This window comes from Amycolatopsis sp. VS8301801F10 (genome assembly GCF_046195355.1).
GTDB lineage: Bacteria > Actinomycetota > Actinomycetes > Mycobacteriales > Pseudonocardiaceae > Amycolatopsis.
This window is the reverse complement of the sequence record NZ_CP176065.1, coordinates 3,458,250-3,483,393: the sequence shown is the minus strand read 5'-3', so window position 1 is coordinate 3,483,393 and position 25,144 is coordinate 3,458,250. Positions and strand designations below refer to the sequence as shown.

The 25,144-nt window shown below is 69.0% G+C and carries 22 protein-coding genes; 11 read left to right on the top strand and 11 right to left on the bottom strand.

The annotated features are described in order from the left end of the window. Window positions 1-181 precede the first annotated feature (181 nt). Together F9C11_RS16615 and F9C11_RS16610 are read left to right on the top strand one after the other, a co-directional pair. Window positions 182-2,518, top strand: coding sequence for a molybdopterin cofactor-binding domain-containing protein (locus F9C11_RS16615; protein ID WP_409185767.1), 2,337 nt, complete (start codon window positions 182-184; stop codon window positions 2,516-2,518). A gap of 14 nt (window positions 2,519-2,532) precedes the next feature. Then, window positions 2,533-3,009 carry a (2Fe-2S)-binding protein gene (locus F9C11_RS16610; RefSeq protein ID WP_009081955.1) on the top strand — a complete coding sequence of 159 codons (477 nt, stop codon included), beginning with the start codon at window positions 2,533-2,535 and terminating at the stop codon, window positions 3,007-3,009. Here F9C11_RS16610 and F9C11_RS16605 read toward each other — a convergent pair. Next, a complete protein-coding gene (locus tag F9C11_RS16605) occupies window positions 2,984-3,949 on the bottom strand; it encodes an EamA family transporter (RefSeq protein ID WP_409185766.1) in 966 nt (321 codons plus the stop codon). The two genes, F9C11_RS16610 and F9C11_RS16605, sit on opposite strands and share 26 nt — an antisense overlap. A 135-nt stretch (window positions 3,950-4,084) precedes the next feature. Here F9C11_RS16605 and F9C11_RS16600 point away from each other — a divergent pair, with 135 nt between their 5' ends. Then, window positions 4,085-4,564 carry a carboxymuconolactone decarboxylase family protein gene (locus F9C11_RS16600; protein WP_409185765.1) on the top strand — a complete coding sequence of 160 codons (480 nt, stop codon included), beginning with the start codon at window positions 4,085-4,087 and terminating at the stop codon, window positions 4,562-4,564. 79 nt (window positions 4,565-4,643) lie between these two features. On the opposite strand, the gene F9C11_RS16595 is transcribed toward F9C11_RS16600, so the two are convergent. The 5 genes from F9C11_RS16595 to F9C11_RS16575 form a co-directional block, all read right to left on the bottom strand. Next, window positions 4,644-4,877, bottom strand: a complete 234-nt coding sequence (locus tag F9C11_RS16595; protein ID WP_409185764.1) for a biotin/lipoyl-containing protein — start codon at window positions 4,875-4,877, stop codon at window positions 4,644-4,646. Further along, window positions 4,874-5,908, bottom strand: a complete 1,035-nt coding sequence (locus F9C11_RS16590) for an alpha-ketoacid dehydrogenase subunit beta (protein ID WP_409185763.1) — start codon at window positions 5,906-5,908, stop codon at window positions 4,874-4,876. Before F9C11_RS16590 ends, F9C11_RS16595 begins: the two co-directional genes overlap by 4 nt. A 23-nt stretch (window positions 5,909-5,931) precedes the next feature. Continuing rightward, window positions 5,932-6,912 (bottom strand): thiamine pyrophosphate-dependent dehydrogenase E1 component subunit alpha, encoded by a 981-nt coding sequence (locus F9C11_RS16585; protein WP_409185762.1) that lies wholly within the window; start codon window positions 6,910-6,912, stop codon window positions 5,932-5,934. Window positions 6,913-7,001: 89 nt separating this feature from the next. Then, window positions 7,002-7,739: an IclR family transcriptional regulator gene (locus F9C11_RS16580; protein ID WP_409185761.1), complete on the bottom strand. Its 738-nt coding sequence runs from the start codon at window positions 7,737-7,739 to the stop codon at window positions 7,002-7,004. 318 nt (window positions 7,740-8,057) lie between these two features. Then, window positions 8,058-8,459: a RidA family protein gene (locus F9C11_RS16575; RefSeq protein WP_409185760.1), complete on the bottom strand. Its 402-nt coding sequence runs from the start codon at window positions 8,457-8,459 to the stop codon at window positions 8,058-8,060. Window positions 8,460-8,551: 92 nt separating this feature from the next. Between F9C11_RS16575 and F9C11_RS16570 the strand changes: the two genes are divergently transcribed. The 3 genes from F9C11_RS16570 to F9C11_RS16560 all read left to right on the top strand — a co-directional run bounded on the left by F9C11_RS16570 (window position 8,552) and on the right by F9C11_RS16560 (window position 11,755). Next, window positions 8,552-9,526, top strand: a complete 975-nt coding sequence (locus tag F9C11_RS16570) for a helix-turn-helix transcriptional regulator (protein ID WP_409185759.1) — start codon at window positions 8,552-8,554, stop codon at window positions 9,524-9,526. A 105-nt stretch (window positions 9,527-9,631) separates the two neighbouring features. Next, window positions 9,632-10,939: a lipase family protein gene (locus tag F9C11_RS16565; RefSeq protein ID WP_409185758.1), complete on the top strand. Its 1,308-nt coding sequence runs from the start codon at window positions 9,632-9,634 to the stop codon at window positions 10,937-10,939. 447 nt (window positions 10,940-11,386) lie between these two features. Further along, window positions 11,387-11,755, top strand: a complete 369-nt coding sequence (locus F9C11_RS16560; protein ID WP_409185757.1) for a hypothetical protein — start codon at window positions 11,387-11,389, stop codon at window positions 11,753-11,755. A 215-nt stretch (window positions 11,756-11,970) separates the two neighbouring features. On the opposite strand, the gene F9C11_RS16555 is transcribed toward F9C11_RS16560, so the two are convergent. From F9C11_RS16555 to F9C11_RS16535, 5 genes are all read right to left on the bottom strand, one after another. Continuing rightward, window positions 11,971-14,709: a bifunctional YncE family protein/alkaline phosphatase family protein gene (locus tag F9C11_RS16555; RefSeq protein ID WP_409185756.1), complete on the bottom strand. Its 2,739-nt coding sequence runs from the start codon at window positions 14,707-14,709 to the stop codon at window positions 11,971-11,973. 4 nt (window positions 14,710-14,713) lie between these two features. After that, window positions 14,714-16,069 (bottom strand): ABC transporter permease, encoded by a 1,356-nt coding sequence (locus F9C11_RS16550; RefSeq protein ID WP_409185755.1) that lies wholly within the window; start codon window positions 16,067-16,069, stop codon window positions 14,714-14,716. Continuing rightward, the gene (locus F9C11_RS16545; protein ID WP_409185754.1) at window positions 16,066-16,995 is read right to left on the bottom strand and encodes an ABC transporter ATP-binding protein; all 930 of its coding nucleotides are present in this window, start codon (window positions 16,993-16,995) and stop codon (window positions 16,066-16,068) included. The genes F9C11_RS16550 and F9C11_RS16545 overlap by 4 nt, the downstream gene beginning before the upstream one ends. Window positions 16,996-17,126: 131 nt before the next feature. Continuing rightward, window positions 17,127-18,080, bottom strand: a complete 954-nt coding sequence (locus tag F9C11_RS16540) for an MsnO8 family LLM class oxidoreductase (RefSeq protein ID WP_409185753.1) — start codon at window positions 18,078-18,080, stop codon at window positions 17,127-17,129. A 75-nt stretch (window positions 18,081-18,155) separates the two neighbouring features. Then, complete coding sequence (locus F9C11_RS16535) at window positions 18,156-19,547, bottom strand: APC family permease (RefSeq protein WP_409185752.1); 1,392 nt, start codon at window positions 19,545-19,547, stop codon at window positions 18,156-18,158. Between the two features lie 163 nt (window positions 19,548-19,710). Between F9C11_RS16535 and F9C11_RS16530 the strand changes: the two genes are divergently transcribed. From F9C11_RS16530 to dapA, 5 genes are all read left to right on the top strand, one after another. After that, window positions 19,711-20,322: a TetR/AcrR family transcriptional regulator gene (locus F9C11_RS16530; RefSeq protein WP_409185751.1), complete on the top strand. Its 612-nt coding sequence runs from the start codon at window positions 19,711-19,713 to the stop codon at window positions 20,320-20,322. Continuing rightward, window positions 20,319-21,392 carry a P1 family peptidase gene (locus F9C11_RS16525; protein ID WP_409185750.1) on the top strand — a complete coding sequence of 358 codons (1,074 nt, stop codon included), beginning with the start codon at window positions 20,319-20,321 and terminating at the stop codon, window positions 21,390-21,392. The genes F9C11_RS16530 and F9C11_RS16525 overlap by 4 nt, the downstream gene beginning before the upstream one ends. A gap of 683 nt (window positions 21,393-22,075) precedes the next feature. Beyond that, a complete protein-coding gene (locus F9C11_RS16520; protein ID WP_409185749.1) occupies window positions 22,076-23,521 on the top strand; it encodes a fumarylacetoacetate hydrolase family protein in 1,446 nt (481 codons plus the stop codon). Further along, window positions 23,509-24,201 (top strand): GntR family transcriptional regulator, encoded by a 693-nt coding sequence (locus tag F9C11_RS16515; protein WP_409185748.1) that lies wholly within the window; start codon window positions 23,509-23,511, stop codon window positions 24,199-24,201. Before F9C11_RS16520 ends, F9C11_RS16515 begins: the two co-directional genes overlap by 13 nt. Next, window positions 24,198-25,142 (top strand): 4-hydroxy-tetrahydrodipicolinate synthase, encoded by a 945-nt coding sequence (gene dapA, locus F9C11_RS16510; RefSeq protein ID WP_409185747.1) that lies wholly within the window; start codon window positions 24,198-24,200, stop codon window positions 25,140-25,142. The genes F9C11_RS16515 and dapA overlap by 4 nt, the downstream gene beginning before the upstream one ends. Window positions 25,143-25,144 lie beyond the last annotated feature (2 nt).

The window sequence follows — 25,144 nt, the reverse complement described above, 5'->3', positions numbered from 1 at the left end:
GCTCACGCGGATCTCCACCTTCGTTGGTGACGCGCAGCAGGATAACCATCGCTCTCCGCTGCCGCTGTACAGAACTTGAACACTCACACCCCGATTCACCCGGCAAGGTGGTCCCTCACCACCACCCGCGTGCACGTGTTGCCTTCCGGCACGCGGTCCTTACCTCGAAAGGGGAATCAGCGTGACTCTCAGTCACTCCGAGCCGGACACCGGGAAGGAGCGCGCGGGCGTTTCCCGGCGCGGGTTCCTCGGGTACGTCGTCGCGGCCGGGACCCTCGTCGTCGCCGCGGACGTCGGGCTCTCCACCCCCGCCGCGGCCGCCGTCCCGTCGGCTCCGCAGCCGCCCGAGCTGTACGACCTCAACGACGCGCTCACCGACGCCGGGCTCCCGACGTCGCAGCTGATCACCGTCACCATCAACAAGGACGGCAGCGCCTCGTTCGAAATCCCGCGCGCCGAGGTCGGCCAGGGCATCACCACCTCGACCGCGATGATCATCGCCGAGGAACTGGACCTGCCGGTCGAGAAGGTGCACGTCACGCTCGCCCCGGCGCGCCCGGAACTGCTGTTCAACCAGCTCACCGGCGGGTCGAACACCACGGTTTCGACCTACACGCCGATCCGCGTCGCCGCCGCGATCGCCAAGCAGCAGCTGCTCGAAGCGGCGGCCGTCCTGCTCGGCGGGACCGCGGAACGGTTCATCGTCAAGGGCGGCGTCGTCACCGCGCCGAACGGCAAGACGGCGACGTACGGCGAGCTGGCGACGAAGGCCGCGTCCAGCACCACCAAGCAGGTGCAGCTGGACCCGAGCAAGCTCAAGGGCTCCAGCGAGTTCAAGGTGCTCGGCAAGCCGCAGACCCGGCTCGACGCGCTCGACATCGTGACCGGCAAGAAGCAGTTCGCGATGGACCTGGACATCCCCGGCGCGCTGCCGACGATGATCTGCCGTCCGCCGACGCTCAACGGCACGCCGAAGGCCATTCGCAACAAGGCCGACGTGCTGAAGCTCCCCGGCGTCACCGACGTCGCGATCATCCCGACCGGCGTCGCGGTCCGCGCGGAGACGTTCGGCCAGTGCATCGACGGCGTGCGCGCGCTGCGGGTCGACTGGGGCCCCGGCAGCGTCGAGGGCGAGAACGACGAATCCGTGCTCGCCAACCTGCGCCGCGCCGAGCTTCCGCTGGCCGTGCCGAAGGTTCCGGTGCTGGCCAAGACGGTCGAGGCGGATTTCGAATTCATGTTCCGCTCGAGCGCCGCGCTGGAGCCGTACTGCGCGGTCGCCGACGTCCGCGACGGCAGCGCGGAGATCTGGGCCGGGCTGAAGTCGCCGATCGTCGCCCAAGGCGAGGTCGCGCAGGCGGTCGGCTTGCCGCAGGGCAAGGTGAAGGTCCACGTCGTCACCGGCGGCGGTTCCTTCGGCCACAAGCTTTTCGGCAACCACGCGGTCGAAGCGGCGCAGGCGTCGAAGGCGTTCGGCAAGCCGGTGCGGCTGATGTGGCACCGCGCCGACGAACCGCGGCAGGGACGGCTGCACCCGATGGCGACGTCGCGGATCCGGGCGACCGTGCTCGCCGGGAACGTGCTCACCTTCGAGCAGCGGCACACCTCCGTGGAGACGTCGTTCCGGCACGGGCTCGGCGAAATGCTGACCTCGGTCGCCACGAAACTCCCGACCGGGCTGGGCAACCTCGGGGTCGCCGAGGCGGTTTTCGTGCTGAGCCAGGAAATGCCGTACAACTTCGGCGTCGTCGACCAGACGCTCACCGAAACCGACCAGCGGTTCAACACCGGGTCGATGCGCAACGTCTACTCGCCGGACGTCGGCTGCGCCAACGAGCTGGTGGTGGACATGCTCGCCAAGGCGATGGGCAAGGACCCGTACGACTTCCGGATGGAATTCCTCAAGAGCGACAAGGTGAAGGGCGTGCTGCGCAAGGTCGCCGAGGTCGGCGGCTGGGGCAGGAAGATGGCCCCGGGCACCGCGCAGGGCATCGCGATCCACAAGGAATACAAGGGCGCGAGCGCCTGCCTGGTGGAAATCGACTGCCGCCCGGAAACGGTCAACCGCAAGGTGCGCGACGGCGTCACCGGGCCGCGCGTGACGAAGGCGGTCATCGCGATCGACGCCGGGCTGGTGATCAACCCGCGCGGGCTCGAAGCGCAGATGATGGGCTGTTTCTCCGACGGGCTGGCGCTCGCGCTCACCAGCAGTGTCCACCTGAAGGACGGGCATTTCCTGGAAGCCAGCTGGGACAACTACTTCTACACCCGCCAGTGGAACATCCCGCACGACTTCACCGCGATCGCGATGCCGTCCAACGGCGAGCAGCCCGGCGGCGGCGGCGAGGCGGGCGTCGCTTGTTCCGTGGCGGCCGTCGCGTGCGCGTACGCCCGCGCGACCGGGAAGGTCCCGAAGCGGTTCCCGATCAACCACGACGACCCGATCGGCTTCGAGGTCAAGTCGTTCGTTCCGCCCGTTCCCGAATCGCCGACCGACGGCCTCGACTGGACCTTCTGAGGAGCACGCCACCGATGAGCAAGCACACCTTCATCCTCAACGGGAAGCCGGTGTCCGTCGACGTCGACGACAATGTGCGGCTGCTGTGGGTCCTGCGCGACGTGCTCGGCGTGCGCGGCCCGAAGTACGGCTGCGGCATCAACGTGTGCAAGGCCTGCACGTCGCACTTCAACGGCAAGGCGTTCAACCCGTGTTCGGTGCGGGTGGCCGACATCAAGGCCACCGACGAGATCACCACGATCGAGGGTCTGCCGGACACGGTGAAGGCCGACCTGCACCCGATGCAGGAGGCCTGGCTGGAGCACGACGTCGCGCAGTGCGGCTACTGCCAGCCCGGCCAGATCATGGCGGCGGTCGCGAAGGTCAAGGAGGCCAAGGCGAAGGGCCGCGAGATCACCGACGCCGACCTGGACGAGATCCGCAACGTCTGCCGCTGCGGCACCTACTCCCGGATCCGCGAGGCGATCAAGGCCGGCGCGGCGAAGATGTAACCGGGTTCGCTTGCCCCGCAGCCGGTTCCGGCCGCGGGGCAAGCTTTCCCGTCTGCGCCAACGTTCCTCCGCCGAGCAGCACCGCCACCCCGAGCAGCTGCACCGGACCCAGCGCCTCGCCCAGCAAGAGCCACGCGAGCAGGGCGGCGACCAAGGGTTCGGCCAGCGCCAGGACTCCGGCCAGGGCGACCGGCAAGCCGCTCAACGCGTGCAGCCCCGCCAAATACGGCAGCACAGTGCCGAAGACAGCCAGAATCAGCAGAACCAGCCAGACCGGGATCGTCGCGCTGCCAAGCGGCACCGGGCTCGAGGCGATCGTCAACGTCCACAATGGACTTACCGCGATGGTCGCCACCGCCCCGATCGCCAGCCCGGCCGCGGTCATCCCGAGCGGATCGTGCCGCCGCGCACCGCGTTCGCCGAGCAGGAAGTAGCCCGCGGAGCACACCGCCGACGCCACTCCCGCCGCGACGCCCAGAAAGTCCAGCCTCGCACCCGGTCCGAGACCGGCGATCAGCACCAGCCCGGCGATCGCCAGCGCGATGCCCAGCCACACCGCCGCCGGCAGCCGCGTCCGCCGCACGACGCGCACCCACAGCGCGACCAGCACCGGCGACAGGTTCACCAGCACCATCGCCACCGCGACCGGAATCCGGGACACCGCAAGGAAAAAGAACAGCTGCACGCCCGCGACGCCGAGTAGTCCGTAACCGAGCGGCAGCCACCATTCCCCGCGCCCGAACCGCAAGGCCCGAGGCCGCAGCAGCGCGACGCCGGGTACGAGCAGAACCGCGGCGAGGCCGATCCGGACCGCCGTGACCGCCGCCGGGCTCCAGCCCGCGTCCAGCACCGCCTTGGCGAGCGGGCCGGAACTCGCGAACAGCGTCCAGGAGACCAGGCTCAGCCCGGTCGCCCGCGCGGTCCCGCCGTGGTCGGCCATCTCCGCATTCTGCGTCCCGTCCCGGCGGCCGGGCCACCCGTTTTCCGGATGCGACGCGGGTCACAGCCAAAACTGTCACATCCGGCGGGCGGCCGGCATCTCATGGGCATCCGCTTCACCACACTGGAGGATCTGATGAGCGCACGGTTCGACCTGATGAACAACGACCTCGGCAAGTCGCTCGCCAAGCGGTTCGCCGGGCTGAGCATGCTGCTGAACAACGCGCCGCTGCCGAAGGCGACGCAGGAGCTGGTTTCGCTGCGGGCCAGCCAGATCAACGGCTGCGGCTTCTGCACCGACATGCACACCAAGGACGCCACCGCGGCCGGCGAGACCGCGGAACGGCTCCACCTGGTCGCCGTCTGGCGCGAGGCGACCGTGTTCACCCCGGCCGAGCGGGCCGCGCTCGCGCTGACCGAGGAAGCCACCCGGATCGCCGACCGCGGCGAGGTTTCGGACGAAGTGTGGGCGCAGGCGCGCGAGCACTACGACGACGACCAGCTCGCCGCCCTGATCTGCCTGATCGGGCTGATCAACGCGGCGAACCGGATGAACGTCATCGTGCGCACGCCGGCCGGGCTGTACCAGCCGGGCCAGTTCGCGAACGTCGTCTGAACGCGACACACGGGCCGCCGCCGGGCAACGGTGGGACCCGGCGGCGACCCGTCGCCAGCACGGGGCGACCCGTGCGTCTTCATTCGATGCGGGCGATCGGCGCGCCCTGCTTCACCACCTCGCCCTCCCCCACCAGAAACCGCACCACGCCGGAAGCCGGGGCCGGCACTTCCGCGTCGACCTTGTCCACCGCGACCTCCGCGATCAGCTCGCCTTCGCGGACCGTCGCCCCGTCCGAGGCGAACCAGGTGGCGAGGACGCCCTCGCCGTCCGGGTCGTTGTCGGACAGGACGGGGAACGGAACGTCGGTCATGCGCCCACCAGGTTGAGCACGGCCTGGCGGATCCGCGCCGGGGTCGGCAGCACCGCGTACTCCAGCGGTCGCGCGTACGGAATCGGCACGTCCGGTACCGCTACGCGCGCCGCGGGGGCGCGCAGCAGGGTCGGATCCCGCTCCACGACGCGGGCGATCACCTCGCCGGACAGGCCGAACGACAGGTAATCCTCGTCGACCACGAGCAACCGGCCGGTTTTGCCGACCGAGCCGAGGATCGTGTCGGTGTCCAGCGGGACCAGGCTGCGCAGATCCACGACCTCGCAGTCGACGCCCTGTCCGGCCAGCTCGTCGGCGACGTCCAGCGCGTGGTGGACCGACAGCGACAGCGTCACCACGGTGACGTCGCTGCCCGGGCGCACGACGTTCGCCTTGCCGATCGGAACCTCGTGGTCGCCTTCCGGGACCGGGCCGATGGAGCGGCGGTTCTTCGCCATCCACGGCAAGCCCATGACTCCCTTGTGGAACAGGTACACCACCGGGTTGTCGTCGCGGATCGCGGAAGTCATCAACCCCTTGGCGTCCGCGGGATTGCTCGGCACGACGACCTTCATCCCGGGCAGATGCGCGAACGTTCCCCACAGGCATTGGGAATGCTGTGCCCCGTCCGAATATCCGCCGCCGACCGCGGCGGTCAGCACCATCGGCACGGACACGTTCCCGCCGGATTCGTAATGGATTTTCGCCATGTGGTTGTAGATCTGGTCCATGCAGACGCCGAAGAAATCGACGAACATCAGCTCGACGACCGGCCGCAGGCCCTCGACCGCCGCTCCGATCGCGGCGCCGATGAAGGCGGTCTCGGAAATCGGCGTGTCGAGCACCCGGCGCGGGCCGAACCGGTCGAGCAACCCCGTGGTGGAGCTGAAGATCCCGCCGTAGGACCCGACGTCCTCGCCGAGCACGAACACCCGCTCGTCGTGCTCCATTTCCCGCGCGATGGCCTCGACCATCGCTTTCGCGGTGCTGAGTTTCCGCCCGGCGGGCGCGGAGGGTTCGGTGAGCGTCATTGCTGCGTCTCCTCGCTGTGTCGTCAGGCTCGCGCGAATACGAAATCCAGCGCGGTGGCGGGGTCCGGCTCGGGGCTTTCCTTGGCGAACGCGATCGCCGCTTCGACTCGTTCGCTGGCCGCGGTTTTGCATTCGGCGACCTTCGCGTCGTCGAGAGCGCCGTCGGCACGCAGCTGGTTCTCGTAGGTGGGCAACGGATCCCGCCCGGGTACACCGTCCAAATCGGACCGATAACCCTGTGCGTCGCCCTCGAAGTGGCCCCACAACCGCAGTGTGTGCACCTCGAGGAGGCTGGGTCCCGCACCAGCACGAGCACGCGCGACCGCCTGGCCCGCTGCTTCGTGGACCGCCTCGACCGAGTTGTCCTCGACGCGTACGCCCGGAATCCCGTACCCGGCGGCGCGGTCCGCGTTCGACGTGACACACGTGGACGCGCTGCGCGGCACCGAGATGCCCCAGTCGTTGTCCTCCACCACGAAGACCACCGGCAGCTTCCACAACGCCGCGAGGTTGAGCGATTCGTGGAACGCGCCCTGGTTCGCCGCGCCCTCGCCGGTGACCGCGACGGCGACCCGGTCCGTGCCGCGGCGCTGGAACGCGAGCGCCTGCCCGAGCGCGGGCGGGTAGCCCTCGGCGATGATGCCGGAGCAGGAGAAGTGCACGGCGGGGTCGAACAGGTGCATATGCCCGCCGCGGCCGCTGCCCAGTCCAGCTGCCCGGCCAAATATCTCAGCGGTCATCCGGTGGAGATCGACGCCGTGCGCGATGGCGAAATGGTGCGGCCGGTGCGTCGCGGTGACCGCGTCGTCGCCGGTGAGATGCGCGCAGACGCCCGCCGCCACCGGTTCCTGCCCGGCGGACAGGTGCATCTCGCCGGGGATCAGGCCGGCGCCGATGTCGAAGACGGGTTTCTTGTCGGCGTGGTACTCGCGGAGGATGGCCTCCTCGTAGGTGCGGATCAGGACCATCGTGCGGTACAGGGCCAGCCTGTCCTGCGCTTCCATCGGACCTCCCGTTCGCTCTGGAGGCCACTTTCGCCGGGCTTTCCCCGGCGGACAACGGGCGGGATTTCAGATGGTGATAACGGGCCGGTTCAGCGCGTGACGGCCAGTGCGCGAGACACCCGTTGGGCTGCTCGGCGCAACGACTGCAACGGCGCGGAGCCCAGCCGTCGCGCGGGCAGGGAGATCGCGACCGCACCCAACGCACCCGGCGTGCGGACCATCGTCGCCAAGCACGCGGTGCCGAGCAGATACTCCTCGCGGTCGTTGAATACATCACCGCTCTGCGACAGCCGCTGCTCCAGGACCCGGCTGTCGGTGATGGTGTGCGGCGTGAGGTCGGCCAGCTGATGGCGCGACAGATAATCCCGGCGGCCCTCGCTGTCGAGACCGGACAGGATGCACTTGCCGAACGCCGTCGCGTGCGCCGATTCGTGCACGCCGACCCACAGGTCGACCGACGGGGCGGCCGGGCCGTCGGCGATGTCGATGAGCTTGATGTCGCCGTCGGAGTAGAGCGAGAGGTAGGCCGCGCCGTGCACCTCGTCGCGCAGGGCTCGCAGCACCGGGCGGATCTTCGGCAGCAAGGCGTGCAGCGACGTGTGCTGGCGCAGTTCGCTGACCTGGCTGCCGAGCGCGTAGCCGTCTTCGAGTTTGCGGAGATATCCCTCGTGGACCAGGGTGCGCAGCAGGTGATACGTCGTGGGCAGCGGCAGCCCGACTGTCCGGGCGAGCACCTTGGCCGGCACCGGCCGTTCACTCGCGCCGACCGCGTCGAGCAGGTGCAGCGCGCGCTGCACGGACCCGATCAAGGTCGGCTCAGCCGCCATGGGTGTCACCTCCGCCGCGTCCCTGCGGAGTCCAGCATGCGCTACCGCCCTGACCTGGGCAAGAGCGGTTCCACCGGACGGCTCACGGGGTGCCGCGGCGGGTTCGTTCGGCGGCGATCAGGGTGGCCAGCCGACGACACCCAGCCGCCACCGGTGATATGGCACAGACCGTTCCGAGAGATCCGCTGCCTGCCGCTTGGATCGCTGCTTGGTCGCGGTCGGCGAACCGGGCGTCGCTGGCCAGCCGCCGAAGCGACCGGCCAGCGCGCCATTTCCGGCCTGCCTCGTCTTATCCGCGGGCGGGCCGAGGCAAGGGAGCTACCGGTCGGCGACCGCGGTTCCCTCCAGTTCGACCAGCAGGGTCGGGATCGCCAGCCGGGTCACGCCGAGCATCGTGGTCGCCGGGGCGGCGCCGGCCGCGGCCAGGCGGGCGGCGAGGACGCCGTAGTGCTGGAAAAGCAGGTCGACGTCGGTCGTGTAGACGTTGAGCCGGACCAGGTTTTCCAGCGACATGCCCGCTTCGGCGAGCACTGCTTCCACGTTGTCGAGGCTCAGCGCCACCTGCTTCGCCATGTCCCCGGCGTGCTGGGGTTCGCCGTCGCCGTTCATCGCGGTCTGCCCGGAGCAGTACAGGGTCCGGACCGGCCCGGAGACCAGTTCGCCCTGGTTGTATCCCATCGCCGTCGACCACGCCCACGGGTTGACAGTCGTTCGCTCCACCACTTGCTCCATTCGCGTTCTCAGCAGTACCCGGAGCAGCCTCGCAAGCAATAGACGACATCTTGTGTCACGTATTAGGTAGAGTTTCCGGCATGCGCGCCGACCGGTTGGTCTCGCTGGTCCTGCTGCTGCGCCAGCGCGGCCGGCTGTCCGCGGCCACCCTCGCGCGCGAGCTGGAGGTGTCCACTCGCACCGTGCTGCGCGACATCGACGCGTTGTCCGCGGCGGGCGTCCCGGTCTACGCCGAACGCGGGCGGAACGGCGGTTTCGCGCTGCTGCCCGGATTTCAGACCGAGCTCACCGGGCTGAACCACGACGAAGCACTCGCCTTGCTGGTCGCCGGGTCGCGGCGCGGCGCGCAGGCGTTCGGTCTCGGTTCGGCGCTGGCTTCGGCCATGCTCAAGGTGGTCGACGCGCTGCCGGAAAGCCATCGGGCGACGGCCGCGGGCGTGGCCGAACGATTGCTCATCGACCCGGAAACCGACCTCCTCTCCCGCCGCGCGGTCGCCGACGAGGTGCCGGACGCCGTGGTCGCCGAGATCCGCCGCGCGGTGTTCGCCGGACACCAGGTGCGCATCCGCTACCAAGCGGTGAACCAAGCCCCGAAATGGCGCACAGTGCACCCGATTGGACTGGTCACCGTGCGGAAGCTGGGATATCTGCTGGCCACGCGCGACGGTGCGGACCGGATCTACCGGCTGTCCCGGGTGCTGGCCGCAGAGGAACTCGACGAACCCGCGCAGCGGCCGGATCGAGTGGACCTGGGCCGGGCGTGGCAGGAACGCAGCACCCGGTTCCGCACCGGAGGCGACCGCATCGTCGCACTAGTCCGAATTCGCCCGGAGCAGCGAGAAGAATTGACCCGCACCGCGCTCGCGATTCACCGGGAAGAAACCAGTACCAACGGATGGCTTCAGCTGGAGGCGGCTTTCCAGGATTCCCGGCACGCCGAATGGGCGCTGTGGCAGCTCGCCGGGAACGCGGAAGTCCTTGCCCCGCAAGCGTTGCGCACCGCGATCCACGACCGCGCCGCCGCGCTCGCCGCCGCCTACGCCGGGCCCGCCTGAGCCTCCCGCGCCGGCCCTGCCTGCACCTTCCGTAGTTGTGCGAATACCTACTCGCTGGTAAGTTACCCGCCAGTCGTGATCCACTTCATGGTTCAAAGGGGAGTCATGATCCCGAAACCCGTCCGTGCGCTGATCGCCGCCGCCGCTCTCGCGATCACGTCCGCCGTCGCGCTGCCCGCCGCGGCCTCGGCCGATTCCTTCTACAGCTACGACGGCAGCACGCCGCTTTCGTCGTACGCGCCGGGCACCGTATTGAAGACGCGGACGTTGACATATCACGTCTTCGGCTTCCCGACCCCAGTACAGGCCACGCAGCTGCTCTACCGGACCGCCGACGCGCGCGGCAACCCCACCGCGAACGTCACCTCGGTCGTCCGCAATCCCTTGAACAACAACGGAAAAGCCGTGTCGTACCAGTCCGCGTACGACTCGCTGGACCCTGCGGACGCACCGTCCCGCGCGATCGCGGGCGACGTCCGGCTCGGCGGCCTGCTGCCGAACGCCGAGTCGCTGCTCATCGCGCCCGCGCTCGCGCTCGGGTACAGCGTCGTCATCCCGGACACCGAAGGCCCGACCGCCGATTTCGCGGCGGGTCCGGAATACGGCAAGACCACTTTGGACTCCATTCGCGCCGCGACGCACGCGTCCGGAACCGGAATGACCGAAAACACCAAATTCGGCCTCCTCGGCTATTCCGGCGGCGCGATCGCGACCGGCTGGGCGTCGGCGATCGCCGGGAGCTACGCGCCGGAGGTCGAGAAGAACCTCGTCGGTTTCGCCGAGGGCGGGGTGCTCGTCGACCCCGCGCACAACCTCAAGTACGTCGGCGGCAGCCCGGTCTGGTCCGGCGTGATCCCGATGGCGTTGATCGGGGTCGCGCGCAGCTACGACATCGACCTCAAGCCGTACGCCAGCGAGTACGGCCTCAAGGTGCTCGCCGAGCTGGAGCACGCGTCGATCGCCAACGCGCTCGGCCACTACCCCGGGCTGACCTGGCAGAAGCTCGTGAAGCCGGAGTACGCGGACCCGGATTCGGTGCCGCCGTTCGTCGACGCGGTCAACAAGGTGAACATCGGCTCGGCGGCGACGCCGTCGATTCCCGGATTCATCGCGCAGGCCAACAACGGCGCGCTCGAAGGCACGGTCAGCAACGAGCCGGGCATCGGCACCGGCGACGGCGTGATGGTGGCCGGGGACGTCCGGGCGCTCGCGAATCAGTACTGCGACACCGGAAACACCTCGATCAAGTACACGCAGTACGACGCGCTCAGCCACGCCACCGCGGTCCCGGTGTGGGCCCCGGCCGCGATCGCCTGGCTCAACGACCGCTTCGCGGGCAAAGCCGCGCCGTCCAGCTGCGGGCACATCCCGCCGGGGAACTCGCTGGAACCGGAGCAGCACACCGGGTCCTGACCGGCTGATTCCGGGCAACGGTTCGGCGACGAAATCCCTGCGACTGCGTCACCTTCGTCGCCGAACCGCCCGTCCAGCCGCACACTGACCGCATTCCGCCCGGCCTGCCCCGGGACCTTCGACCGCCCTCGCGGCGGCTACCCAGGCAGGCGCGTCATGAACACCACTCCTCCACCGCTGCGCAGACTTCCCCTCCGGTGCGCGCTCCCGGCCGGGATTCTGCTCCTTTCCGCGTGCGGCGGGCCTACTGCCGTCCCAGCGCCGTCGAGCATCGCCGCTCCCAGTACCACGGCAGCCCAGAAGGCGACCGCAGGACCGTCCCGTTCGGACGGTCAGCCCTCCTGCACCTCGACGCGGAATTGGGGCACCGGAAGCAAAGAAAGCTCCGGTTCGACCACGAATGCGTTATACCTGGTCACGGTCAGCTGGCATGAGTGTTACGACGAAGTGGTATTCACCGTCAATGGCGCGGGCGCAGCCGGATTCACCGTGCGGTATGTGCCGCTCGTGACCGCCGATCCTTCCGGGAAGCCTTTGCCAGTTCCCGGAAACGCAGTCCTGCAAGGTGTAATTCGCGCACCTGCGCAAGGCTTCGATGACAGTGGACACCAACCCGGTCGCGTGCTCGCGCAAATCGGCGATTATTTAGCACAGCCAACCGGTTGGGCGTCCTTGCGCGCGGTCCGTTTCGCGGGTTCTTTCGAAGGTCAGTGCACTTTCGCCATCGGTGTCCGGGATCGGGTGCCATTCCGGGTGAGCAGCCAGGAAGTGCCTGCCGACCAGATCCGCCGGGTAGTAGTCGACATCGCGCATTGAGACCCGGATCAGTGGCGCAACGCGTCGGCGTGCGGGCCCTCGAGTGCCAACAGTGCCAGCCGCCGCCAGTGCTCCACCACCGCATGCACGTTGAGATATCACGGTGGCCACCTGGAAAGCGGGGCGTCCGCGACTTGCCCGCCCCCGCGGCGGGGCTGAAACCGAGAAAGCCTCTGCCCGCACACCGGCGGACAGAGGCTTCCCCAGCTACCGGATCAGCCGTCCGAATCGGCCGACGGGATGAACGCACCCGGCACCTGATCCGGCGCGAAGATCTTGTCCTCGCCCGGATACGGCTGGGTCCATCCGTGCACCTGGTACCACGTGAAGTGGTCCATCTGCGCGGGGTTGGCGTAGTCCGCCGTGGCGTTCGGGCCGGTCAGCTTTTGCTGGGCCTGCCATTGCTGCCACTGCTGCGCCAACTGCTGCTTGTCCGCGGGCACCGCCGCCGAGGCCGCTGCGGTGGAGGCGGTCGGGACGTTGTCCGTGCCGCACGGCGGCGGGGTCTTCAGTCCCGCGGTCAGCGACGTCTGGTTCGGCACCGCGGTGAACGGCGTGTAGTCCGGCCGCGGCGTGAACGCGGTCGCCATCGGGGTGGCCGCGCTGTCCTTCTGGTTCATCGGGTGGATGCCGAGGATCTGCTCGATGGTGCGGATCATGGTGATCTGCGAGTAGTACCGGCTGTCGGTCAGCTTGCGCTGCGCGTACGGGCTGATGATCTGGACCGGGGCGCGGTGCCCGTCGACGTGGTCCAGTCCGGCCTGGGAATCGTCCTCGACGACGAAGATCGCCGAGTCCTTCCAGTACTGGCTGTGCGAGATCTTGTCCACGATCTTGCCGACGGCCAGGTCGTTGTCGGCGACCTGCGCGGCCGGGCTCGGCGGTCCGCCGGTGTGGTCGCTCGACAGCCAGAACATGTTCAGGTCCGCCGGGCCGTTCTTCTCGAAGTCGTTCTTCCAGATCTCGTACCGGTACTGGTCCGGCACCGCGGTGTCGAACTTCGGGAAGCCCGGCACCGAAACGCTGTTCAGCGACGGGATCGGCGACGACGAGACCAGCGGGTAGGCGGTCGGCGCGCCGGTCGCGGCCATGTTCTTCGAATCGCAGTACAGGTTCTGCCAGCTCGCGCCCGCGGGCTTGGTCAGGAACTGGTGGAACTCGCCGAAGTCGCGGACGGTCTTGCCCGCCGCCTGCGCCCCGGTCCACAGGAAACCGCTGCGCTGGTGTCCCAGCGCGTCGTCCTCAGTATCGTAGCTGCGCTTGTACTCGCCCGCGGACGACTCGGTGTACTCCGGGTTGTCCGCCTGCATCAGCCAGTTGTGCCCCTCGGCCGAGTTCGTGCCGATGTCGTAAGTGTTGTCGTACAAGCCGAACTGCTCGGCCAGCGCGTGCTGATTCGGCGTGACCGCCTTGCCGAACTGCGCGAGCGCCGGGTCGCCGTTGCCCTTCGCCATGTCGCCGAAGAGCTGGTCATACGTCCGGTTTTCCTTGACCAGCAGGAAAACGTGCTTGATCGTCGACGGGTCGCCGAGCCGCCGCGGCACCGGAACCGGCTTGACGTCGCGGTTGCCGTACGCATTCTGCACCGAACCCGGCGTCCAGCCGTTCTGCTTGAACACCCGGGAGGTCTGCGTCCAGGTCTGCCAGTCGGTCGGCAGGGTGAACCGCTGCAGGCTCGACGTGGTGTCGTGCGTCGCGTGCCCGGCCGCGGTGGTCGGACGGCGGGCGTCGATGCCGCGGGTGTTCGCGACGAGGATGTTGTTGCCCGAGGCTGAGATACCAGACGGGAAGTAGTCCGTCGGCAGCAGTCCGATGAAGGCGGCGGGGGCCTGCGGGAACCAGTAGCGGTAGACCGCGACCGCGTTCGCCCGGCCGAGGGTCACCAGCAGGTGCCCGTCGTCGGTGAGCGCGATGTCGGTCGGTTCGTAGCCGACCGTCGCTTCCGGCCACGGCTGCGTCGCGATGGTCTGGACCACGACGTCGCGCTGGGCGTCGATCACCGAAACGCTGTCGCCCCCGGTGTTCGCCACGAACAGGGTGTTGTTCTTGGCGCGCAACGCGGTCGGGTGCAGGCCGACGTCGATGCTCTTCACCGGAGCGGACGGGTTCGCCAGGTCGATCACGCTGACCGTGCCGGTGGTGGCGGCCGCGGTCTTCGGGTCGGCGACGATGTCGGTGCCGTACGAATTGATCGTGGTGTCGCCCGGCTTCGCCGCGCGGCCGCCCTCGTTGCTGACGTAGATCCGGTTGCCGATCCGCACCAGCGCCCGCGGCGCGTTGCCGACGGTCCAGCTCTGCTTGAGCTGGCCGCTGGCCGCGTCGATCGCGACGACGCGGTTCTGGCCGTTCACCGCCGAGTACACAGTGGACCCGTCCGCGGAGAAGATCGCGCCCGCGGCAAGGGAATGCTTGTCCCCGTCGGCCGGGATCGGCACGAACGCCGGGTTCGCGACGCTGCCGTCCGGGTTGACGGCGAACTTGCGGTAGCCGTCGATCTGGCCCAGCCACAGCGTTGTGCCGTCCGGCGAGTACGTCGGGCCTTCCTGGCCGACGTCGTTTCCGGGCAGCTGCAGGTCGGCCTTCTTGTCCTTGCCGACGAGCTGCTGCACCTTCCAGCTCTTCAGGTCGACGATGGTCAGCGCGATGCCGCCGTCGGCGGTCAGCGCGGCGAGGTGGCTGCCGTCCGGGCTGACCGCCGACGACATGATCTTGCCGCCTCCCAGGACCAGCCGCTCGCCGATCGGCTTGAGGTACTGGTCGCTGGAGATGGTCAGGCCGTTTTCGGTTTCCTGGCCGACCTGGTCGGTGCCGAACTGCTTGGTGGAGGCGAGGCCGATGCCCGAGCCGGCGGCGACGAGAGCGACCGCGGACGCCCCCGCCGTGACGAAGCGCAGCTTGCGGGATCTGCGGAGTCCGTTCTTCCCGCCACGCCTGCGACGGCGCGTTACTTGCATGTCCTCATCCCTTCGTGGAGGAGAGCAGCTCGACGTTGCCGTCGAACTGCCACAGCGGGTTGGGCCGGTCCCCCTCCGGGGTCCGCACCTGGAAGTAGCCGTTCACTTCCTTCGGTCCGTCGCCGTCGGCGACATACCGCCCGTCCGAGGTGACATCGAGCTGGTAGATCGCCTGCCCGGTCGCTGAGATACCAGGGAGATGCCACGAGACGACGCACCGCCAGTCGTTGCCGGGGCCTTCGGCTTCGACGAGGCCGCCGCCCTTCGTGCATTCCGTGCTCGCCGCGAGCTGCTCCTCCGTGACGTCCGGCCGGTGCAGCTGGGCGGCCTGGATCCGGTAGAGGTGCGCGAACTCGGTCGACAGCGACTGCTGCAGCTTCGCCTGGTCGATGCCCGAACCGGACGCCGGCGTCGCGACCGCGACAACCACCGCCGTGACGCCGATCAGCGCGGCCAGCGGCAGCAAGCCCGCCGTTAAGATGCGACGACCCGCTCCGTCATATGTCAGATCGGTGAAGTCGCGTCTCAGGAACAGCACGTAGGCCAGTGCAGTCGCGACCACTGCCCAGACCAGGCTCACGCCCACGCCGATCAGCAACGGACCGAGCTGGGCGGGATCGGTGAAGAGCCCGTTCCACGAGATGAACGCGTACGTCGGCAACGCGAGCCGCACCACGACCGGCAGCGGCAGCAGCTGCGCCACCGCCATCACGAGCGCGACCATCGCGGGCAGCAGCAGGCCCATCGGCGACCGTCCTAACGCGACAGAGCCGAGCAAGCCGATTCCCGCCAGGGCAAGGGTCGGAGCGAGCACGCAGATCCACGCGAGCACGACCTTCACCGCCGCGTCGCCCGAGGACAGCAGGTGTCCGTCGAGCCCGATCAGCGGTTGCCCGCCGACCGCGACGAGGCCGCCGACCGTGCTGGACACCGCCAAGCCGAGGACCAGCAACAGGATCACGGTGAGACTGGCGAGTGCCTTCGAGACGAAAATCCGCCGGTACGACCGCATCGCCACCAGCAGATGCCGCCAGGTGCCGAGCCGGTCCTCGGCGGCGAAGACGTCCCCGGCGACCAGCGAGGTCAGCAGCGGAAGCGCGTAGCTGCCGGCGAATCCGAGCAGTACCAGCGGGCCCGCCCAGCCGGTGAGGTTCATCAGACGGCCGAAGAGAGTGTCCACCGGCAGGTCGCTTTGCTGGCTGACCGCGGCGACGAACACCGCGGGCGCGAGCCAGCAGGCAAGCAGCAACACGCGGATCCGCCACTGCGACACCAGTTTCACCAGCTCGAACCGGTAACCGCGGCCCAGTCCGACCGGGCGGACGGAGGCCGGTGCTTCCGGGGCCTCGAGGACGGTCATCGCTTCTCCCCCTGCTCCGTCAGCTCCAGGAATGCCGCCTCCAGCGGCGAAACGACCGGAGCCAGCTCCCGTACGCCGATGCCCTTGCCGACGACCCGCGCGACCAGGTCGTCCAAGGCGGGCACGAGGCCGCTCACCACCAGGATGTCGGCCTGTCCGCGCGGGGTCTGGGTGTCGTCGATCCGCAACCCGGGGACGTTCGCGGCGATCTCGCGCGCAGCTTTCTGGTCCGAAGTGACCAGACGGTAGGCCAGCTCTCTGTCCTCTGAGGACAGTTTCGCCAGCGGGCCGGTGAAAACCACGCAGCCGGCGGACAGGATGGTGACCTCCGAGCAGAGCGCTTCGAGGTCGTCCATCCGGTGGCTGGACAGCACCACCGCGGTGCCCTCGTCGGCGAGCCGGGTGAGCACGCTGTGCACGTGTTTCTTGCCCGCCGGGTCGAGGCCGTTGGCGGGCTCGTCCAGGATCAGCAGCCGCGGTTTGGTCAACAGCGCGGCAGCGAGGCCGAGGCGCTGGCGCATGCCGAGGGAGAACCCGCGCGTCCGGTCGTCGGCGACGTCGGTGAGCCCGACCTGCGCGAGGAGGTCGTCGAGGTCGACGGTCTGTCCGCGCAGCGAGGCCAGCGCGGCGAGGTTCTGCCGCGCGGTGAGCGAGGGGTACAGCCCCGGCCCGTCCACGAAACCGGAGATGCCGTCCGGGGTGGCGAGCGCACGGCCGACCGGACGGCCGAGGATCTCGAGTTCGCCCTCGTCCGCGACCGCGAGTCCGAGCAGCAGGCCGAGCAGGGTGGTCTTGCCCGCGCCGTTCGGTCCGACAAGCCCGTGGATCTCGCCGTACGCCACGTCGAGATCGACGGCGTCCAGCGCGAGCACGTCGCCGAAACACTTGGTGATCGCGCGGGCTCGCACCGCGTCGCTGGTGTTCATGATTCCCCACTTTCCGAAGCCGTGAGGAACTTAGGCACGACAAGTGACATGCGAACCCGCGCCAGGTTGAACGTTGGGGAAACCCCGTGCGCCGGAGCCGGTTTCGCGGCGATCAACCGGACAAAACGGGATCAATCGCGCGACGGCAAGGCGTCCGAGATCTCCCGGACCAGCGCATAGGACCGTTTCCGCTCCGCGTGGTCGTGCACCGCAGTGGTGATCATCAGCTCGTCCGCGCCGGTTTCGGCGATGACTGTGCGCAACGAATTCCGCAGTGCCGCCGGGGCTCCGGCGAGGACCGGGCCGGGGCCGACCGCCGGGTCCACGACCGCGTCTTCCGGGCGCGGCAACAAGATCCGCTCGCCGCGCGAACGGCTCAATGCCTTAGCCCGAATGGACCTGGCCAGCCATTCGGCCCGGTCTTCGGTCGCCGCGGCGACGACCGCGACGCTGACCACAATGGACGGCTCGAGTGTCCGACCGGGACGGAAGTTTTCGCGGTAGATCCGGGTCGCGGCGGCGGCTTCGGCGGGGCGGAGGTGGTAGGCGAACGCGTAGGGCAGACCGAGTTCCGCAGCGAGGTGTGCGCTTGCCGTGCTTGAGCCGAGCAGCCAGATGTCCGGAACGTTCCCTTGGGCGGGAGTCGCGCGCAGCGGCTGGTCGGTATCGGCGAAGTATTCCAGCAATTCCTTAACGCGGCGGGGAAAGCTCTCCGCCAGGCCGGGTTTCAGGGCTTCCGCCACCCGTTGCGGACCGCCGAGCGCGCGGCCGAGTCCGAGGTCGATCCGGCCCGGATGGAACGCGGCGAGCGTGCCGAATTGCTCGGCGACGACGAGCGGCGGATGGTTGAGCAGCAGGACTCCGCCCGCGCCGACGCGAATCCTCTTCGTCGCGTCCGCGATCCGGGCGGCCGCTACCGCGGGCGCGGCGCTCGCGACCCCGCGCATGCTGTGGTGTTCGGGCAGCCAATAGCGGTGATATCCCAGTTCGTCGGCCAGTTCGGCGAGGTCGACCGTGCGCCGCAGCGCCTCGCGCGCGGTCGATCCCGCGACGATCGGCGACGTGTCCAGCACTGAAACCCGCACCCGGGCATCATCCCGGACCCGGCGCGGCAGGACAACCGGACCGCCCACGTCCTCAGTGGACGGTCCAGCCGCGGCTTAGGTGGTCTCCCGCACCGGCGCGGGCTCGGCCTCTTCCTCCACCGCCTCGCTCAGCTGCCAGCCGCCCCGGCGACGCAGCACCACGAGGTAATATCCCAACGCCAGCAACGCGATCCCCGCCGTGACGATGAGGCTCGGCCGCCCGATCACCGGGTCGGTCGCGTTCACGTACAGCACGAACGCCAGCGCCACCAACGCCACTACCGGCGCGATCGGGAACCCGGGCATCCGGTACTTCGCCCCCGCCGTCGCTCCGGAGCGGCGGCCGAAGATCGCGCCGAGGCACAGCGCCGCGTACACCACGACGATCGACGTGCTGGTCACGACTGTCAGGATTTGCGGGTCCACAAAGCACAGTGCGGCGGCGATGAAGCCAGTCGCCAGCGTCGCGACCCACGGGGTGCCGAACTTCGGATGCACCGCGGACAGCGCGCGGTTCATCGCCTTCGGCCACGCGAGGTCGCGGCCGCTGCTGAACACCAGCCGGGAGCTGATGAGCACGATCGCGAGCACGGCGTTGATGATGGCGAGCGCGACCGCGAGGCTCAGCACAGTGTCCAAAGTGGTCCCGCCGCGGGCCTGCACGAAGTACGACAACATGTTGGGAGAGCTGAACAAAGCGCCGAGATCCGGTGCGCCCATCAGCACCGCGGTGACCGGGACCAGTTCGGCCAGGACGGTGACCCCGAGTCCCATGAGGACAGCGCGCGCCACCCCGCGTCCGGCGTCCTTGGTCTCCTCTCCGAAGTAGACAGCCGAGCCGTAGCCGTTGTAGGCGAAAATCGCGATCGCGGTCGCGATCATCACCGCGCTGATCGTCGCCGGACCGCCGCCCGGCGCGACCGGATGCGCGAGCAGATCGGTGAACGGACGCGCCGGGCTGGCCAGCCCGAGCACCGCCACCACGGCCAGCGCGAGCAGCTCCACCGCGAGGAAAACGCCGGTGACCCAGGCGTTCAGCTTGATGTCGAACACCGCGACGATCGCGGCGAGCACGCACGTCACCGACGCCACGACCGCCGGGGACACGCCGGGCAGCACCACGCTCAGGTAGGTGCCGACGCCGAGCGCGATCACCGCGACGATCAGCACCTGCGTCACGATCATGATGCCCAGCACCATGAAACCGGGCAGTTTGCCCAGCGTGCGGGCGGCGATCGTGTACTCGCCGCCCGCGCTCGGGAAGGCCGAGCCCAGTTCGGCGTACACGAAGGCCATGAAGATGCCGACCACGGCGGCGGCGAGGAACGCGTAGAAGGCGCCCGATCCGGCGCCGGCGAGGACGCCCGGCGCGATGACGAACACCGAGGACGCCGGGCTGATCGCGGAAAGCGTGATCAGCAGCATGCCGAGGGTGCGCAACCCGCGGCGCAAGACAGGGGTGGACAACGCTGGCCTCCATCACGTCGTTGCTGAAGTCCGTTGTTTGAATGGAACTCAAATAACCAGCTGGGCGTTCAGCTAAGGCCCTCGCGCCCGCCACGTCAAGACTATGGCGGTCTCGATCCGATCGGGGGTTGCGTTTTTCGCGATTTGTTCAAAGAATCAAGGCATGGCAAGACCGAGCAAGGCCCCCGAGCGGCGGGCGGAACTGGTCGCGGCGGCGCGGCACACGGTCGTCGAACGCGGCGTGCTGAACCTGAAGCTGCGCGACGTCGCGGACCACGCCGGCATGTCGCCGGGTTCCCTGTTGTACTACTACCCTTCCCTGAGCGACCTGCTCGAAGACGTGCAGCAGGAGGCCGTCGAACGGTTCTGCGTGGCGCGCGAAGCCGCGGTCGCGGCCGAGTCCGACCCGCGCGCCCGGATGCGCGCGATGATCAGCAGCGGGCTGCCGAACGGCAAGAACGACGAGCTGTGCGTGCTGCTGTACGAACTGGGCACCATCGCCCGCCGCGAACCGGCGTACGCCGCGCGGCACATCGCGCTGTACGAACGCCAGGTCCGCGGGTATGTCGGCATCCTGGAAGCCGGTGCGGCGACGGGGATTTTCGACCTGACCGACGACCCGGTCACCATCGCCCGCAACCTCGTCACCCTCGAAGACGGGTATGGACTGCACCTGACGCAAGCAGTCCCGCCGCTCGACCGGTCCGTCGCCGAGTCGATGGTGCTGTCCTACGCCCGCGTTTCGACCCGATGCTCCCTGGAGGACCCCGCATGACCCGCGCCCGCGACCTAGGACTCGCCCTCGGCGGCAAGCCCGGACCGCACAACGCGATCACTGATATCCCAGGCGTCGAGGTCGGGTACACCACTTTGATCGAAGGCGATTCGGTGCGGACGGGCGTCACCGCGATCCTGCCGCGCGGCCGCGACCAGTTCGACGTGCCTTGCTCCGCGGGCACCTTTTCGTTGAACGGCAACGGCGAAATGACCGGCCGCGCCTGGCTTGCCGAGACGGGTTCGCTGACCCTGCCGGTTCTGATCACCAGCACGCACTCGGTCGGACAGTGCCATCGGGGGACGATCGACTGGGTCGTCCGCGAGCGCCCGGACGCCGCCGCCGAGTGGCTGCTGCCAGTTGTGGCAGAGACGTGGGACGGATATCTCAACGACGTCAACGCCCCGACCATCCGAACCGAGCACGCCGTCGCCGCCATCGACGCGGCGACCTCCGGCCCCATCGCGGAGGGCTCGGTAGGCGGCGGTACCGGCATGACCTGCTACGGCTTCAAGGGCGGGACCGGCACGTCGTCGCGGGTGGTGGCGCATGGCTCGGACAGCTACACCGTCGGCGCGCTGGTGCAGGCGAACTTCGGAAGCCGCTCGGAACTCACCGTGGCCGGCACGCACCTGGGCGGCGAACTGGCCGACGACAACCCCATGGCCGACACGAGCTGGCTCGCTCCGGCCGGCGCGGGGTCAGTGATCGTCGTGATCGGGACCGACGCGCCCCTGCTGCCTGGCCAGTGCACCGCGCTGGCCCGCCGGGTGCCGCTGGGCCTGGCGCGGACCGGAACCACCGGGTCGCACTTCTCGGGAGACCTGTTCCTGGCCTTCAGCACGGCGAACGCGGGGGCTTTGACCAGCCATTTCCCGCGACCGGACGACGAACCTTACGAGAGCCTGCGGTTCGTGCCGTGGGGAGCGATCGACCCGTTCTTCGAGGCGGTGGTGCAGGCGGTGGAGGAGGCGGTGCTGAACGCGCTGGTGGCGAATGAGGAGATGGTCGGGCACCGGGGGCACCGGGTTCCGGCGCTGCCGCTGAGCCGCTGGCAGGAGGGGGCCTAGAGCAGGCGCGGCGGGCTCGCCCGGGCGCTTGGCTGGGTATGCGCCGCGCCTGGGCGAGCCGGAGCTTCACAGACCCGCCCCCGCCGAAAAAAGCCTCGTGAGCGCTTGTCACGGTTCTCACCGGGATGAGCGCTCACGAGGCCCATACCGACACACCCGCTGGCGGCGACCGCTGAAGACTCGGACCGATCACCCCGCAGCTCCACGTCCTTGCCGAGCACATCCGCAGCGGTAAGTGCCGCCCAACCGCACCTCGCCTCCGCCGCGCGGCCCACCCGCACGACCCTGCCTCGCCGCGACAGACCCCCCGGCCCAGGCACATCGGCCAGCACTTCACCGGCAGACCTGCGTCACCGCCACGCGCTCTCCGGCCAATTCGCGACCCCACCGCGGCCCTGCTCACGCGCAGACCCGCCAAACCGCATCACCACCACACGCCCTCAAGCCAAGCCGCCCACCCGCCGGCAGCATGCTCACGAGCGGCCCGCCAAGCCTCGCCCGCCGCCCATCCCGCAGGCCCCGCAGCCGTACCCCAGCCGTCCGCTCATCGACCAGCCGCTCATCTCAACCCGCCGCCCGCCCGGGAAGCCGGCACCCGCCCGAACCCTTGCCCAGACCCGCCAGGATCGTATATCTTTTGAGATATCTTCCTCTCCCGACGACATCCGGGCAGGTCAACCCCCATGAGTCCCGCATCGAGCACCACCCCGCCGGAGCGGCCGGGCAAGGTCATCGCGCTTCATCTGAACTATCCGTCCCGCGCCAGGCAGCGCGGGAGGGTCCCGGCGAAGCCTTCCTACTTCGTCAAGCCGGCCACCTCGATCAGCGCCTCCGGCACCCCCATCGAGCGTCCGGCGGGCACCGAACTCCTTGCCTTCGAGGGCGAAATCGCTCTCATCATCGGCAAGCAGGCCCGGCGCGTCACGCCCGAGGAAGGCTGGAGCTGCGTCGAGAGCATCACCGCCGCCAACGACTTCGGCGTATACGATCTGCGGCACGCCGACGGCGGATCCAATCTCCGTTCCAAGGGCGGCGACGGTTTCACCCCGCTCGGGCCCGCCACGATTCCCGCCGCTGAGGTCGACCCGCGGAACCTTCGCGTCCGTACCTGGGTCAACGGAAAGCTCGTCCAGGACGACACCACCGAGGACCTCATTTTCGACTTCGGCACCCTCGTCGCCGACCTCTCCCAGCTGAGCACCCTCGAACCCGGCGACGTCATTCTCACCGGGACGCCGGCGGGATCGTCCGTCGTGAAGCCGGGCGACGTGGTCGAGGTCGAGGTCAGTCACGGCGAGAAGACCACCGGGCGGCTGGTCACGCCGGTCACCGAGGGCACCACGCCGCTCCCGGAGTTCAGCGCACAGCCCAAAGTGGACGACAAGCAGCGCGAACAGGCTTACGGCGACCGGGAATCCGCGGGGCTCCCGCCGGAATTCGAACTCACCGAAGAACTCAAGACCAAACTCACCAGCGTAGGCACCGCAACGCTTTCCGCCCAGCTGCGCAAAAACGGCTACAACCATGTCTCCATCGACGGTCTCGGCTCCACCCGCCCGGACAAGAAACTCATCGGCCGCGCCAGGACACTCCGCTATGTCCCGTTCCGCGAGGACCTCTTCAAATCCCACGGCGGCGGCTTCAACGCCCAAAAACGCGCCATCGACTCCCTCAACCCCGGCGACGTCCTGGTCATTGAAGCCCGCGGCGAAAAGGGAACCGGCACGATCGGCGACATTCTCGCCCTGCGCGCGCAGGTCCGCGGCGCGGCGGGAATCGTCACCGACGGCGGCGTTCGCGACCTGGCGGCGGTGGCAGCGCTGGACATTCCGACCTACCACTCCGGCCCGCACCCCGCGGTGCTCGGCCGCCGGCACGTTCCGTGGGACGTCGACATCACCATCGCCTGCGGCGGCGCGACAGTGCAGCCGGGCGACGTGATCGTCGGCGATTCCGACGGCGTGCTGGTGATTCCGCCGCATATGGCGGAAAAGATCGCGGACGCGGCGATCGAGCAGGAGCGGCAGGAAACGTTTATCGCGGAACAGGTCGCGAACGGCGAAAGCGTCGACGGCCTCTACCCGATGAACGAACACTGGAAGGCCAGGTACGCCCAGTGGCGCCCGTAGCAGGCGAAAGCAAATCCCAGCGCGCGTACCGCTGGATCAAGGACCGGATCGCCGACCGGACTTTCGGTCCCGGCTACCGTTTGGTGCTGGGGCAAATCGCCAAGGAACTGGACGTCAGCGTCGTCCCGGTGCGCGAAGCGATCCGGCTGCTCGAAGCCGAAGGGCTGGTCACCTTCGAGCGGAACGTCGGCGCACAGGTGGTGATGGTCGACGAGACCGCGTACGAGCACACCATGCAAACCCTTGCCCTGGTGGAAGGTTTCGCCACCTCGCTGTCCGCGCCGAAACTGTCCACAGCGGACATCGAACGGGCGCGCGCGGTCAACGAGCAAATGCGGCTGTCGCTGGAAAACTTCGAACCGCACCGGTTCACCGAACTGAACCAAGAGTTCCACTCCGTCCTTTTTGAACCGTGCCCGAACCCGCACGTGCTCGACCTCGTGCACCGCGGCTGGCACCGGCTGGCCTCGCTGCGCGATTCGACCTTCAGTTTCGTCCCGGGCCGCGCGCACGAATCGGTCAAAGAACACGAACAGCTGCTGGTGCTGATCGAGCAGAACGCCGACCCGCTCGAACTCGAACTGGCCGCGCGCCGGCACCGCACCGCCACCCTCGACGCCTATCTCGACCGGCGGGCCGCCCCGCCCGCCGAAGCTACCCGGAAGGACCCCACCCCATGAGGTTCCGCAGTACCCCGAACGCCATCACCGGCTCGATCGCGCCGCTGATGACCCCGTTCACCGCGGACGGCGCGGTCGACCACGAGAGCCTGACCAACCTGGTGAACTGGCAGCTCGCGTCCGGTTCGCACGGCGTCTCGATCGGCGGTTCCACCGGCGAACCCGGCGCGATGACGGTGGCCGAGCGCGCGGAGACGATCCGCACCGTCGCCAAGGCGGTGGACGACAAGGTGCCGTTCATGCCCGGCACCGGTTCGGCGAAGCTGGACGAGACGCTGGAACTGACATCTCAGGCGCGGGACGCTGGTATCGACGCCGCGCTGATCATCACCCCGTACTACGCGCGGCCCACCCAGGAAGCGCTCTACCGCTGGTATGCCACGGTCGCCAAGGAATTCCCGGACCTGCCGATCGTCGCCTACAACGTGCCGAGCCGGACGTCGGTCGACCTCGCCCCGGAGACGGTCGCGCGGCTGTTCCGCGATTTCGACAACTTCGTCGGGATCAAGGAGACCACCAAGGACTTCGAGCACTTCTCCCGCGTACTTCACTTGTGCGGCAAGGAATTGCTCGTCTGGTCGGGCATCGAGCTGCTGTGCCTGCCGCTGCTTTCCCTCGGCGGCGCCGGGTTCGTGAGCGCCACCGCCAACATCGCCCCGGCGGCCAGCGCCGAGATGTACCGCGCGTGGACCGAGGGTGACTTCGACCGCGCCCGCGAGATCCACTACGGCCTGCACCCGCTGGTCGACCTGCTGTTCGTGGAGACCAACCCGGCGCCCGGCAAATGGGTCCTGGAGCAGCGCGGGCTCATCCGGTCCGGCTTCGTGCGCCCGCCGCTGATCACGCCGACCGAACCGGGCCTCGCCCGGATCACCGAACTGATGCGCCAGGGCGAGCAGTACCTCTCGCCCGTCGACGGCTTCACCGTGGAAGGAAAGTGACC